This is a genomic window from Enterobacter cloacae (assembly GCF_011078175.1).
GTDB classification, from domain to species: domain Bacteria; phylum Pseudomonadota; class Gammaproteobacteria; order Enterobacterales; family Enterobacteriaceae; genus Enterobacter; species Enterobacter cloacae_Q.
Genome location: NZ_JAALCJ010000009.1, coordinates 20,250 through 33,929, shown reverse-complemented (window position 1 = coordinate 33,929; position 13,680 = coordinate 20,250). Strand labels below are relative to the sequence as shown.

Sequence of the window (13,680 nt, the reverse complement as noted above, 5' to 3'; positions counted from 1 at the left end):
GGGGTTACGCTTTGAGCTGCACCTCGCCATCCTTCACGCGGACGTCGTAGTGTTTGACCGAGAAGCTCTCATCTTCCATGCAGCGCCCGTCGGTTAAGCGGAAACGCTGCTTTTTCAACGGGCTGGCAACCCACAGCTCGCCCTGATGCTCCGCAATCAGTCCACGGGAGAGCACGCTGGCCTCGAAGAACGGGTCGATATTGCTGATGGCAAAGACCTGTTCATCGTGGCGAGGGCGGAAAATCGCCACCTGCTCGTCACCCAGCAGAGCACAGACGCCGGTTGCTGGCAGAATGTCGTTAATATTGCAGATGTTTACCCACTGGCTCATGCGTTTTCCTCCACCAGCATTACCGGAATACGTTCATACGGGGTCGCTGGACGATGCTGTTCGCGCTCCGGCACCACCTGCACGTTCGGATCGCGCTGGGTGCTGTTGATAAAGTGTTTGAAGCGCGTCTGCGCCGCTGGCGTGTTCACGGTTTCGGTCCACTCGCAGATCACCGCCTCGCGCAGGCGAGTCATCTCTGATTCCAGTTGTTCATTCAGACCCAGCTTGTCGTCAATAATGACCGACTTCAGGTAGTCGATACCGCCTTCCAGATTATCCAGCCAGGACGCGGTACGGGTCAGCTTATCGGCGGTACGAATGTAGAACATCATGAAGCGGTCGAGATATTTGATCAGCGTATCGCGATCGAGATCCGCCGCCAGCAGATCGGCATGGCGAGGTTTCATCCCACCGTTACCACAGACGTAGAGGTTCCAGCCTTTTTCGGTAGCGATGATACCCACATCTTTACCCTGCGCTTCTGCACATTCACGGGTACAGCCTGAGACGCCGAACTTCATTTTGTGCGGAGTACGGATGCCTTTGTAGCGGTTTTCCAGCTCTACGCCGAAGCCCACGCTGTCGCCTACGCCGTAGCGGCACCAGGTGCTGCCTACGCAGGTTTTCGCCATACGCAGCGCCTTGGCGTACGCGTGGCCGGTTTCGAAGCCTGCTTCAATCAACTGACGCCAGATCTCCGGCAGGTCATCTTTCTGCGCACCAAACAGGCCGATACGCTGGGAGCCGGTGATCTTGGTATACAGGTTAAACTCGCGGGCGATACGGCCCACGGCGACCAGCCCTTCCGGGGTAATTTCCCCTCCGGCAGAGCGCGGGATCACTGAGTAGGTTCCGTCTTTCTGAATATTGGCCAGGAAGTTATCGTTGGTGTCCTGAAGCGGGGTGTGCTCTGGTTTGAGCACATATTCGTTCCAGCAGGATGCCAGCAGGGAACCAACGGTCGGTTTACAGACTTCACAGCCGTAGCCCTGACCATGTTTCTCCAGCAGTTCGTCGAAAGACTTAATGCCTTCCACGCGGATCAGGTGGTACAGCTCCTGGCGAGAGTAAGCGAAATGCTCGCACAGGTTGTTATTCACTTCGATGCCCTGTTTTGCCAGCTCTGCATTCAGCACCTGGGTGACCAGAGGAATACAGCCGCCGCAGCCGGTCCCGGCTTTGGTTTCCGCCTTCAGCGCCGCAACGGTGTGGCAGCCTTTGTTGATGGCGGAGATCAGCATGCCTTTGGTCACGTCGAAGCAGGAGCAGATTTGCGCGCTGTCCGGCAGTTTATCCACGCCGATGGACGGCTTACCGCTGGAGGCGTGCGCTGGCAGGATCAGCGCGTCCGGGTTTTCCGGCAGCTCGATGGCGTTCAGCACCAGCTGGAGCAGGTTACCGAAGTCGCTGGTATCGCCCACCAGCACCGCACCGAGCAGCGTTTTGTTGTCCTGGCTGACGATAAGACGTTTGTAGACTTCTTTGCTTTCGTCCAGATAAACATAGCTGCGGGAGTTCGGGGTGCGGCCATGCGCATCGCCAATACCGCCCACGTCCACGCCGAGCAGCTTCAGCTTGGCGCTCATGTCTGCACCGGTAAAGGCGTTTTCGCTGCCGAGGATATGGTCAACGGCGACCTGCGCCATTTTGTACCCCGGCGCCACCAGACCGTAGACGCGGTTATTCCAGCTGGCGCACTCGCCGATGGCGTAGATATCCGGATCGGAGGTCTGGCAGGTATCGTTAATGATGATCCCGCCGCGCTGCGCAACGGCCAGACCGCACTGGGTGGCCAGCTTGTCGCGCGGGCGAATACCGGTGGAGAAGACAATGAAGTCCACTTCAAGCTCGCTGCCGTCGGCAAAGCGCATGGTTTTTCGCGCTTCGGTGCCTTCCTGTACGATCTCTTTGGTGTTCTTGCTGGTGTGAACCTTCACGCCCATGCTTTCGATTTTACGGCGTAGCTGGTCGCCACCCATGTGGTCCAGCTGTTCAGCCATCAGCATCGGGGCAAATTCGATGACGTGGGTTTCAACGCCGAGGTTTTTCAGTGCGCCTGCCGCTTCCAGACCCAGCAGACCGCCGCCGACAACTGCACCGCGTTTGCTTCGACGTGCGCAGGATTCAATAGCGTTAAGGTCTTCAATGGTACGGTAAACGAAGCAATCCTGGGTTTCCGAACCTTTAATAGGCGGGATCCACGGATACGAGCCCGTCGCCATGATCAGCTTATCGTAAAAAACCGTACGTCCGGCGCTGGAGTGGATCACTTTCTCCTGACGGTTGATGGTGATAGCGCGTTCGCCTACAAGCACTTTTACGCCATGCTTCTCGTAGAACCCTTCACGCACCAGAGAGAGCTCTTCGGCGGTATGGTGAGAGAAGTAGGAAGACAGGTGCACACGGTCGTACGCCTTGCGGGGTTCTTCACAGAACACGGTAATATCGAACTGCTCAGCATCGGCTTTATCGAGAAGATCCTCAATAAAGCGGTGGCCGACCATGCCGTTACCGATGATAGCGAGTCTGACTTTGCTCATTTTTGCCTCGATTTCTTTTCTATTACTGCCTACCTTAACGATTCAGCAGGGGCACTTATTGATGCAAATCAAATACGCCTTCACCTACCCCTTAGGGGGTATATCTATGATTTGTCAGGTTTTTTATAAGTGGCGGATATTGTTCGATTTTTGTGCTTGGTTGTTTTTTGCACAAATTTTATGGGGTTTTTGCGAATCGGCGGGCTGGGCGGAGGAGAAGGGTAAAAACCCCTTTACACCAGGTAAAGGGGTTACGGCGATTAGTGGGTAGCGGTTACCGGGTTGTGCTGGCGGTGACGGGTGACAAAGCCCAGCACGAAGCACATGATGAACACGACGGCGTAAAGACCGTTAGCGGTATGAAGCGCCGCCAGCGGGCCGCTGTGCGCAACAATCGGGCCCGTGACCACGAAGGTCAGCATGGTGCCGATAGTGCCGCAGGTCAGCACGAAGTTCACCAGCTTTGGCGAGGCCACTTTGGTCTGGAGTGAGCCAAGGGTGATGATCGAGGTATAAATCGCGCTGGAGAAGAAGCCGAGGGTCAGGATGAACCACGGCATATGTTCCGGGGAACCGTTGATGAACAGATACATCAGTACGGTTGCCAGACCCGCCAGGACGGTCAGAATACGTTGCAGGTCGAAGAAGCGCAGGATAAAGCTAAACGCCCACATGCCAAACATGTAAGACATCCAGAAATCACTCACCAGTTTACCCGCGTCGTTCAGGCTCATGCCCAAACCTTTTGCGTATTCCGGAACCCAGGAGATAAAGCCCAGCTGGCCGAGGATGTAACACAGCGCGGCGATGGAGAGGAACAGTACGCCGATACCCCATTTTTCTTTCGCAACTGGTTCGGACGTAGTCTGCGCTTTTTTGCCCAGCACAGGGAACTCGCAGCCGAAGGTGAGGATAAAGATCGCAACATAAACCAGACCAATACAGGCATACACCCAGTACCATTCAATGCTGCGCGCCAGAAGATACGCGGCGACCATCGGGAAAATCATCCCGGCCATACTGAAGAAGGAGTCGGTGAACAGCAGGCGCGCGCCGCGCTGGCGGCCTTCATACATATGGGTGATCAGGAACGTACCGATCGACATGGTGATCCCGCTCACCAGACCCAGTACGAACATGGCGGCAGAGAAGAGGGCGATACTATGGCTCAGCATCAGGCCCGCCACGGCGGCAACCATCAGCACGAAGCCGAACCGCAGCTGGGTTTTCAGCGGCACGATTTCCATCAGCCAGGCATTCAGGAAAATAGAGATCAGGATCCCCGCGTTCAGGAAGGTAAAGGTGTTGCTCATGCTGGAAACGGGCAGCTGGAAGTAGTCTGCGATATTTCCCATCACCATCCCGGTGACGATCACCAACGCGCCGGTCAGGGCGTAAGAGAAGAAGCTGATCCATGTGAGCTTGATGCGATTGCTGTTAGTCATGTCTGGCCTGTTAAATGTAAAGAAAAACGCAATGACTGCGTTTGAGCGGGCAGATTTTAGTCGCGAAAGTGATCTAATTAAATCTTTTAAGAAAAATTTGAGCGTAATTGCAGGTTTTAACGTGATGCAGATCACATTTCGTTGTGGGGCGAACAATCGTTTGCGCGGTAATAATTGTTTCAATTTGGTAAAATTAGGTAAAAGGCTGGTCTGAGTTCATACTGCTCTTTAGAATCAAGCCATTCGCTTTTTATACTGCGCTTTGTTAAGGAATTCTCATGCTCAAATCAACACTGGCGGCTGTCGCAGCTGTGTTTGCTCTTTCTGCCGTTTCCCCTGCTGCGCTGGCAGCCAAAGGAGACCCCCACGTCCTGCTGACTACCTCTGCGGGGAACATTGAGCTGGAGCTGAATAGTCAGAAAGCCCCTGTTTCTGTGAAAAACTTCCTCGACTACGTGAACAGTGGTTTTTATAACAACACCACGTTCCACCGTGTAATCCCGGGCTTTATGATCCAGGGTGGCGGTTTTAATGAGCAGATGCAGCAGAAACAGCCTAACCCGCCAATCAAAAACGAAGCGGATAATGGCCTGCTGAACAAGCGCGGCACCATCTCTATGGCGCGTACGGCGGATAAAGACAGCGCCACCAGCCAGTTCTTCCTCAACGTGGCCGATAACGCTTTCCTGGACCATGGCCAGCGCGACTTTGGCTACGCGGTGTTCGGCAAAGTGGTGAAAGGCATGGACGTGGCGGATAAGATCTCTCAGGTTCAGACTCACGATGTCGGTCCATACCAAAATGTGCCGTCTAAGCCTGTGGTCATTCTTTCCGCGAAAGTGCTGCCGTAATCGTTCCCTCACACGGGCATATCTTGCCCGTGTCTTTCCGCCCTCCCGGCGAAAGCGCGTTTTGCTGCTTATACTTGTGGCAAACGGACTATTCAGGGAGGCGTTAAGTGAAAAAACTCACCGACAAGCAAAAATCCCGTCTCTGGGAGCAACAACGTAACGTCAATTTTCAGGCCAGTTGCCTCCTTGAAAAAGGCAAGGGTCCCGCTGAACCCGATATCGAGACGCTGGATCTGGGGCCATCTGCACCGGGTTTACCCCAGCTGTGCCTTATTCACCGCCATTTATTCCGCAACGAAATGAAAGGGGCGGGGGAACTGCGCACCGCCGATATTTCCAAGGGTGATATTCCTTTTTGCCATTTCGAATACATCGAGAAGGTGGGAAATGAGCTAATGGCTTCGCTGGAAAGCGATAAATATCTGGTTGGCCTGGAGAAAGAGGAGTTTACAGACAGGATTAGTCATTACTACTGTGAAATCAACATGCTACACCCGTTTATGAGCGGTAATGGCGTGGCCCAGCGGATCTTCTTTGAACAACTGGCTATCCATGCGGGCTACGTCCTGAACTGGCAGGGTATCAACCCGGACGACTGGGCATCTGCCAATCAGAGCGGGGCGATGGGCGATTTGACCGCCCTGAACGCCATCTTTGCCAAAGTTGTGAGCGAAGCGCGGGAATCTGCGTAAAATAGGGCGGCCATTTTTTCAGGAGCCGCCATGATTCTGCTGATTGATAACTATGATTCCTTTACCTGGAACCTTTACCAGTATTTTTGTGAGCTGGGGGCAGAGGTGGTTGTCCGCCGTAACGATGAGATCGCGCTGGCTGACATTAACGCCCTGGCGCCCCAGAAAATCGTGATTTCGCCGGGGCCGTGTACCCCGTCGGAGTCCGGTATCTCGCTGGAGGCGATCCGCCACTATGCGGGCAAACTGCCGATTCTGGGCGTCTGCCTGGGCCATCAGGCCATTGCGCAGGTCTTTGGCGCGACCATTGTCCGTGCCGCGAAAGTCATGCACGGCAAAACCTCTCCGGTCACGCACAACGGTGAGGGCGTATTCCTGGGGCTAAACAATCCGTTAACCGTGACGCGCTACCATTCTCTGATCATTGATCCGCCGACCCTGCCGGCCTGCTTTGAGGTCACCGCCTGGAGCGAGACGCAGGAGATCATGGGCATTCGCCATCGCGAGTACGATCTGGAAGGGGTGCAGTTCCACCCGGAAAGCATTCTCAGCGAACAGGGGCACGCGCTGCTGGCCAATTTCCTTAATCGCTGAATATCTGTTGCCTTGTTGTGATTTTTTATGCATATTTTGTGATTATATTTTCACAATAACTGTGACATAAAAATGGATGGTCATGACATGGCAACTGAACAACCAGCAATTACCCGCGCGACATTCGACGAAGTGATCCTGCCGATTTATGCACCGGCTGAGTTTATCCCGGTGAAAGGGAGAGGCAGCCGCGTCTGGGATCAGCAGGGCAACGAGTATGTTGATTTCGCGGGCGGTATTGCGGTGACGGCGCTGGGCCATTGCCATCCTGCGCTGGTGGACGCGCTGAAAACGCAGGGCGAAACGCTGTGGCACACCAGCAACGTGTTCACCAACGAACCGGCGCTGCGTCTGGGGCGTAAGATCATCGATGCCACCTTCGCCGAACGCGTGCTGTTTATGAACTCCGGCACTGAAGCCAACGAAACCGCCTTTAAGCTGGCGCGCTACTACGCCACCACGCGTCATAGCCCGTACAAAACCAAAATCATCGCCTTCCATAACGCCTTCCACGGTCGTTCATTCTTTACCGTTTCCGTGGGCGGCCAGCCGAAGTATTCCGACGGGTTTGGCCCGAAACCGGCCGACATCATCCACGTGCCGTTTAACGATCTGCACGCGGTGAAAGCGGTGATGGACGATCACACCTGCGCAGTGGTGGTGGAGCCTGTTCAGGGGGAAGGCGGCGTGACCGCGGCAACCCCGGAATTCCTGCAAGGGCTGCGCGAGCTGTGCGACGAGCACCAGGCGCTGCTGGTGTTTGATGAAGTGCAGTGTGGGATGGGGCGTACCGGAGACCTGTTCGCTTATATGCACTACGGCGTAACGCCGGATATTCTGACCAGTGCCAAAGCGCTCGGCGGCGGTTTCCCGGTCAGTGCGGTGCTCACTACCCAGGATATCGCTTCCGCATTCCACGTTGGCTCCCACGGCTCCACCTACGGCGGTAATCCGCTGGCGTGCGCCGTGGCGGGCGCGGCGTTCGACATCATTAATACGCCGGACGTCCTGAATGGCGTGAATACGAAACGCGACCTGTTTGTGAAACATCTCCAGCAGATTGACGAACAGTTTGATGTCTTCAGCGACATCCGCGGGATGGGGCTGCTGATCGGCGCCGAGCTGAAGCCGCAGTACAAAGGCCGCGCGCGCGATTTCCTGCACGCCGCCGCGCACGAAGGCGTCATGGTGCTCAACGCCGGGCCGGACGTGATGCGCTTTGCGCCATCGCTGGTGGTGGAGGACAAAGACATCGAAGACGGGTTAACCCGTTTTGCCGCGGCGGTCGCGAAGATCGTCAGCGGCTAATACGCGGTTCGTTTTAACCGACGCGTTAACCAAATCCCGTGATGCGGGCGCTGACGCCATGCCACCGACGAAATGGTATGCATGGTGTTCAGGTGACCCAGCACGCGCTGTAAATGCTGCTCAAGGGTGCTCATCGGCCCGTGGGTCAGCGTCTCCGGCGCTTCCAGAATGTTCGAATCCCCTGACTCGCCCGGCGCGTCATACTCCAGACGCTGCTGACAGCGCTGCAACGCAATTTCACACGACTGCAAATAGCGCTGCGCCAGATCCGGCGTCAGCATCGTGTGCTCGCGTGCCAGCGTAGTCATGGCATTGATGTGTTCGACGATAAACTGGCTGTGGGTTACCCACAGCTTCATATCGGCCAGGTAGTGCGCATTAAAGCCCGGCTCCTGCATGGCCTGGTTAAGGGAGTTGAACAGGGCGTTATGCGCCTGATTGACCTTCATGCGCTCGTAGGCCAGCGGAGAAGGCTGTGGGTCATCGCTCAGGATAAGGCGAATGGCCTGCTGGTCCGCTTCCAGCGCGTCGTGGGCGTTCTGCCTGAGCAGTCCGCTCTGCCACTGCGGCCACAGCCAGACCATGCCGCCAAAGGCGATCAGGCAGCCAATCAGCGTATCGACCAGCCGGGCAATAATAAACTGTTCCCCGTTAAGCGTGAGCAGTTGCAGGGTATATACCGCCGTCACCGTAAAGCCCACCATCGCCCAGCCGTAGTTTTTGCGGATGATCAGATAGCTCACCAGCGTGATCGCCAGCATACCGGCCAGGGTATAGCCCTCCGGCACGTGGAAGTGCAGCGTCACGCCCGCGATAATCAGCCCCGCCATCGTGCCGCCCGCCCGATGCAGAATACGTACCCGCGTGGCCCCATAGCCGTTCTGGGTAACAAACAGCACGGTCATTAAGATCCAGTAGGGCTTCGGCAGGTGCAGGGCCATTCCCATCAGGCTGGCGATGCTCAGCATGACACTGATCCGTGCGGCGTTGCGCAGGGCGGAAGACTTCAGTGAAAGATAGCTTTTGAGGGCGGGCAGCAGCGGCAGCCGTTTTTGCTTATCGGCCATCAGGTCCCGGGCATAAAGCGGGCGCTGGGTGCGCAACACGCGAGCGATGCGGCTGAAATGCCAGGCGGCAAACTGCCCGACAGGGTTATCCGCGTGCTGACGCGCAATCTTTTCCAGCGCGCCGAGCTGTTTGTCCATGTTAAAGCGCGTCGGGTAGCGGTGATAGAGGATATCGTCAGCCAGTACCCGCAGGCGCGCCGCGACGGTCTGCGCGTTCCAGCGGATCACCGCTTCCGCATGGCTGCGCTCCACCAGCTTTTGCACCTCTTCCGGATTATGAAGGCTGACGGAGATATGCTCCTGCAAATCCAGCCCGACCTGGAAGGTTCGCAGCAGCCGCTTGTATTCATGATTTTTATTGGCGGCAAGCATGTGCAACTGCTGATAGCACTGGCTGATCAGATCCACCACCTTTTGCTGGCGCGCCAGCAGCGGCGGCAGGGATTTTTCCGGGTCGGTATGTTGAGTGAGCAGGGTGTATTTTGCTTCGCAGTATTCAGCAAGCTGCACGTAGAGCAGGCTCAGGGATTCGCGCAGCGGCTGTTCCCGCCACAGCCAGAACCAGAACCAGCTAAATAGCCCGTACCACAGCGTGCCGAGGGCGTAGATCAGCAATGGCTCCCACACCGGCATATTGCCCGCAAGGCTTAAGGTAAAGATGGCGGCAATCAGCGACGCGGGAAGCAGGCGGGCGTGCAGCGAGCTGATTTCGGCGGTGACGCCGAGCGTCATCGCCAGCACGGTCAGGATCAGCGGCAGAGGTATGTCGCGGGCCAGTAAGAGTTGCACGGCAAGGCTACAGCCGGCAAACAGGCAGCCGCCAATAATCAGACGTTTGAAAAAGCGTTTATGCGGCGTATCCAGACCGGCAATGTTGCAGCAGGCGGGCACGAGGGAAAACAGCAGGCCTTGCTGAAGATGCCCGAGGATCAGGCCCACGGCCACGGGAAGGCACAACACCAGCGTTTGTCGCAGTGCGTAGTTAACTTCCGGGTGATAGATCAGCCTGCGCCACATGGGAAGTAGAGACAAAAACGGCGTGCCACCCTGCGGCGGCACGCCGTTTGACCGAAATTAACGGGTTCCGTAGACCACGATGGTTTTACCGTGGGCAGAGATCAGGTTCTGATCTTCCAGCATCTTCAGGATACGGCCCACTGTTTCACGGGAGCAGCCGACGATCTGACCGATTTCCTGACGGGTAATTTTAATTTGCATACCGTCAGGGTGGGTCATTGCATCTGGCTGTTTCGCCAGATTCAGCAGCGTCTGCGCGATACGACCGGTCACGTCCAGGAAAGCGAGGTTACCCACCTTCTCAGAGGTCACTTGCAGACGGCGTGCCATCTGGGAAGAAAGGCGCATCAGGATGTCAGGGTTCACCTGAATCAACTGACGGAATTTCTTGTAAGAAATTTCAGCCACTTCACATGCTGTTTTTGCACGAACCCAGGCGCTACGTTCCTGGCCTTCTTCAAACAGGCCCAGTTCACCGATAAAATCGCCCTGGTTCAGATAAGAAAGGATCATCTCTTTCCCTTCTTCATCTTTGATCAGCACGGCCACCGAGCCTTTAACGATGTAATACAACGTTTCCGCTTTTTCACCCTGGTGAATCAGCGTGCTCTTTGATGGGTACTTATGAATGTGGCAATGAGACAAGAACCATTCGAGAGTCGGGTCTGTTTGCGGTTTGCCAAGCACCATGCGCTGTTATCCTCTGTTATAAGCTGTCACCAGAGTCATAAGATGCATCCGGACTCTGGGGTTGCAATCGAATTCTTACCCATACCTGGGAAGTCGGCTGTCGTAACGTTTCGCAGCCAGTAAAGTTTGATGTCCTCTGCATACATGTGTAACGTCAATGTATTACTGTAGCATCCAGAGTGTTTTAGCATAGCTTTCGCCGCGTGTCTCCTGGTGTCTCGCTTCAGCATGATGCAGGTCGCCTTCCGTTGCGAGAAATGTAACGTACACGTAATCTGTCATAAAAAATGCAACGTTGGAGTGAGTGAATATGCAAGCGCGTGTGAAATGGGTTGAAGGGTTAACGTTCCTGGGCGAGTCTGCTTCCGGGCACCAGGTTTTGATGGATGGCAACTCCGGCGATAAAGCCCCAAGCCCAATGGAAATGGTGCTGATGGCGGCAGGGGGATGCAGCGCGATCGACGTGGTATCGATCCTGCAAAAAGGCCGCCATGACGTGACCGATTGTGAAGTGAAGCTGACGTCAGAACGTCGCGGAGAGGCGCCACGCCTGTTTACGCATATCAACCTGCACTTTGTTGTCACCGGTAAAGCGCTGAAAGATGCTGCGGTGTCCCGCGCGGTAGATCTCTCTGCGGAGAAGTACTGCTCTGTGGCGTTGATGCTGGAGAAAGCGGTAAACATCACCCATTCGTATGAAGTGATCGAGGCTTAAAACAAAGCCCGGTGGCGCTGCGCTTACCGGGCCTACAACTGCGTGAACGTAGGCCGGATAAGCGAAGCGCCATCCGGCAACAGGCGTTACGCGATCTGCTTTCCTTCCATTAGCCGCTGCACCAGCGGTGTCATGATCAGCTCCATTGCCAGCCCCATTTTTCCGCCCGGCACCACTAACGTATTCATGTGCGAAATAAACGAACCCTGTAGCATCGCCAGCAGCCAGGGGTAATCAATGCCATCCAGGTTGCGGAAGTGGATCACCACAAAGCTCTCGTCCAGGGAAGGGATGCTTTTTGCGGCGAACGGGTTGGAGGTGTCCACGGTGGGGACGCGCTGGAAGTTAATGTGGGTTCGGGAGAACTGAGGCGTCAGGAAGTTGATGTAATCTTCCATGGAGCGCACCACCGAGTCCATTACTGCCTCTCGCGAATGACCGCGTTCGCTCATGTCACGCGTCAGCTTCTGGATCCACTCCAGGTTAACAATCGGCACCACTCCCACGAGCAAATCCACATGGCGGGCCACGTCATGCTGAGGCGTCACCACGCCGCCGTGCAATCCTTCGTAAAACAGCACGTCAGTCGGTTCCGGCAGCGGCTGCCAGGGCGTGAACGTGCCGGGGACCTGATTCCAGGGCACAGCTTCATCGTAGGTGTGGAGATACTTGCGGGACTGTCCGGTGCCGCTTTGCCCGTATTCGCGGAAGGTTTGCTCCAGCAGGCCGAAGTCATTCGCCTCCGGGCCGAAGTAGCTGATGTGCTTACCCAGATCGCGCGCCTTGCGGATGGCCATATCCATCTCCGGACGCGTGTAGCGGTGAAAGCTGTCGCCCTCTACCTCTGCCGCCCGTAAATTCAGCTGGGCGAAGATCTTGCGGAAGGCGAGGCTGGTGGTAGTGGTTCCCGCCCCACTCGAACCCGTAACGGCAATAACCGGATGTCTGGCAGACATAGCAACTCCCTGACTGGAAAAGTGTAAAGATCAGCCGTGAAACGCGTTGCGGGGCATGATATTGACCGTCTCATGCAGTTCGGACCATACCAGCACCACGTCGCCGCTTTTAAGCTGGCGCTTAACATCGTTGACCTTTTGTTCAAGCGAACGTTCATGTTCACCATAATCGGTGCCTTCGCGCAAGACAAAGCTTTCAATCAGATTATCGAGCGTGTCGGGAGAGAGATCCTGCCAGGGAATAATCATTTTTTACCGTCCAGATAAGCCGTTAACCAGTCGGGAATACGCGTCTCAAGCCACATTTTAGGCCGACGCAGCGTGCCGCCAACAAAGCCGACGTGTCCGCCGAATTGGGTGAGCTGATACTCCACGTTGGCCGGCAGACGATCGGGCGCCGGAATCGAGTGATGATCCATAAACGGATCATCTTTGGCGTGGATAATCAGCGTGGGTTTTGTGATTTGATTCAGTAAAGGCATGGCGCTGCACTGACGGTAATAGTCAATCGCATCGGCAAAGCCGTGAATTTTTGAGGTGATCAAATCATCAAACTCGCGCAGGCGCTTTACGCGTTTGAGCTGTTGCAGCGTCACGGGCAGCGTATCCGGATAGGCCTTCAGCTTGCGCGCGGCGTTGGCTTTTAGCAGGTTGAGCAGGTAGCGTTGATAGACCCGTGAAAATCCCTTTTCCATATGATAGCTGCACTGCTCCAGCATAAATGGCGCAGAGACAATGACCGCCGCATCCAGCGGTACGGCGTCGCTCTCCTTCGCCAGCAGGCAAGCCAACATATTGCCCCCCAGCGAATACCCCACCGCGGCCGTTGGCACCTCGCCAAAATGGTCTCTCAGCCAGCGCAGGAACCAGGTACCGTCCTCGGTTTCACCCGAGTGATAAATGCGTTTCTGACGATTTGGCTCGCCGCTGCATCCGCGAAAATGCATCACTACCCCAAGCCAGCCGCGGGCTTTCGCCGCCTCAATGAGACCGTGTGCGTAAGGGCTGTGCAGGCTGCCTTCCAGACCGTGAAACACCACCAGACGGGGTTTGTGTCTGGCCCGATCCGGATCTTCGCTCCAGGCGAGATCCAGAAAATCGCCGTCCGGCAAATCCAGGCGTTGCCAGTGCGGGGTGAACTGTACCTTGCGGCGGATCAGGCGCGGCAGCATGGTTTGCAGGTGAGGGTTAGCCACACCGCGCATGGGTACGAACTCTGCGCTCTCTTCGGCTGCAATGTCGAAGTCTGAGGGAATGATTTGGGTCATAAGGGCGATGCTGATTCTTGTCAGTAATTAACTATACCTTCCGAATTGTACCCCGTTTAGCCCGTTTTTCCGAAACATGAACTGATCCCGATCACATTTTCTTACCGTGATTATTACTCTCAGGCTAATGATCACATCCTACGCTTAATTGATGCCTTTCTCACCAGAGCGCACACTTTACTCAACGTTAAGCAATCAGAATGATG

General features: G+C 55.7%; 13 protein-coding genes. 5 read left to right on the top strand and 8 right to left on the bottom strand.

The genetic code is table 11. The annotated features are described in order from the left end of the window. Positions 1 to 4: 4 nt before the first annotated feature. The 3 genes from nirD to tsgA all read right to left on the bottom strand — a co-directional run bounded on the left by nirD (position 5) and on the right by tsgA (position 4,316). Positions 5 to 331 carry a nitrite reductase small subunit NirD gene (gene nirD, locus G6Q29_RS18185; RefSeq protein WP_063841658.1) on the bottom strand — a complete coding sequence of 109 codons (327 nt, stop codon included), beginning with the start codon at positions 329 to 331 and terminating at the stop codon, positions 5 to 7. After that, positions 328 to 2,871, bottom strand: a complete 2,544-nt coding sequence (gene nirB / locus G6Q29_RS18180; RefSeq protein WP_165466526.1) for a nitrite reductase large subunit NirB — start codon at positions 2,869 to 2,871, stop codon at positions 328 to 330. The genes nirD and nirB overlap by 4 nt, the downstream gene beginning before the upstream one ends. A gap of 260 nt (positions 2,872 to 3,131) precedes the next feature. Continuing rightward, on the bottom strand, positions 3,132 to 4,316 hold the full coding sequence (gene tsgA / locus G6Q29_RS18175; RefSeq protein ID WP_165466525.1) for an MFS transporter TsgA: 1,185 nt from the start codon (positions 4,314 to 4,316) through the stop codon (positions 3,132 to 3,134). A gap of 278 nt (positions 4,317 to 4,594) precedes the next feature. Here tsgA and ppiA point away from each other — a divergent pair, with 278 nt between their 5' ends. The 4 genes from ppiA to argD all read left to right on the top strand — a co-directional run bounded on the left by ppiA (position 4,595) and on the right by argD (position 7,761). Next, entirely contained in the window at positions 4,595 to 5,167 is a 573-nt protein-coding gene (gene ppiA, locus G6Q29_RS18170; RefSeq protein WP_165466524.1) for a peptidylprolyl isomerase A, read from the top strand. Between the two features lie 107 nt (positions 5,168 to 5,274). Further along, on the top strand, positions 5,275 to 5,859 hold the full coding sequence (locus G6Q29_RS18165; protein ID WP_165466523.1) for a putative adenosine monophosphate-protein transferase Fic: 585 nt from the start codon (positions 5,275 to 5,277) through the stop codon (positions 5,857 to 5,859). Positions 5,860 to 5,889: 30 nt separating this feature from the next. Then, positions 5,890 to 6,453, top strand: coding sequence for an aminodeoxychorismate synthase component 2 (gene pabA / locus G6Q29_RS18160; protein WP_165466522.1), 564 nt, complete (start codon positions 5,890 to 5,892; stop codon positions 6,451 to 6,453). Positions 6,454 to 6,540: 87 nt separating this feature from the next. After that, complete coding sequence (gene argD, locus G6Q29_RS18155) at positions 6,541 to 7,761, top strand: bifunctional acetylornithine/succinyldiaminopimelate transaminase (RefSeq protein ID WP_207309805.1); 1,221 nt, start codon at positions 6,541 to 6,543, stop codon at positions 7,759 to 7,761. On the opposite strand, the gene G6Q29_RS18150 is transcribed toward argD, so the two are convergent. Both G6Q29_RS18150 and crp read right to left on the bottom strand, forming a co-directional pair. Continuing rightward, a complete protein-coding gene (locus G6Q29_RS18150; RefSeq protein WP_165466620.1) occupies positions 7,758 to 9,845 on the bottom strand; it encodes a YccS/YhfK family putative transporter in 2,088 nt (695 codons plus the stop codon). The genes argD and G6Q29_RS18150 overlap by 4 nt on opposite strands. A 57-nt stretch (positions 9,846 to 9,902) precedes the next feature. Continuing rightward, positions 9,903 to 10,535, bottom strand: a complete 633-nt coding sequence (crp, locus tag G6Q29_RS18145; RefSeq protein WP_000242758.1) for a cAMP-activated global transcriptional regulator CRP — start codon at positions 10,533 to 10,535, stop codon at positions 9,903 to 9,905. A 310-nt stretch (positions 10,536 to 10,845) separates the two neighbouring features. Between crp and G6Q29_RS18140 the strand changes: the two genes are divergently transcribed. Further along, positions 10,846 to 11,250, top strand: coding sequence for an OsmC family protein (locus tag G6Q29_RS18140; protein WP_165466520.1), 405 nt, complete (start codon positions 10,846 to 10,848; stop codon positions 11,248 to 11,250). A gap of 86 nt (positions 11,251 to 11,336) precedes the next feature. Here the strand turns inward: G6Q29_RS18140 and G6Q29_RS18135 are convergent, their stop codons facing one another. From G6Q29_RS18135 to G6Q29_RS18125, 3 genes are read right to left on the bottom strand one after another with little or no spacing between them, the layout of a single operon-like run. Then, the gene (locus G6Q29_RS18135) at positions 11,337 to 12,206 is read right to left on the bottom strand and encodes a phosphoribulokinase (RefSeq protein WP_165466519.1); all 870 of its coding nucleotides are present in this window, start codon (positions 12,204 to 12,206) and stop codon (positions 11,337 to 11,339) included. Between the two features lie 30 nt (positions 12,207 to 12,236). Then, positions 12,237 to 12,455: a YheU family protein gene (locus G6Q29_RS18130; protein ID WP_014171926.1), complete on the bottom strand. Its 219-nt coding sequence runs from the start codon at positions 12,453 to 12,455 to the stop codon at positions 12,237 to 12,239. Next, positions 12,452 to 13,474, bottom strand: coding sequence for a hydrolase (locus G6Q29_RS18125; protein ID WP_165466518.1), 1,023 nt, complete (start codon positions 13,472 to 13,474; stop codon positions 12,452 to 12,454). Before G6Q29_RS18125 ends, G6Q29_RS18130 begins: the two co-directional genes overlap by 4 nt. Positions 13,475 to 13,680: the final 206 nt, after the last annotated feature.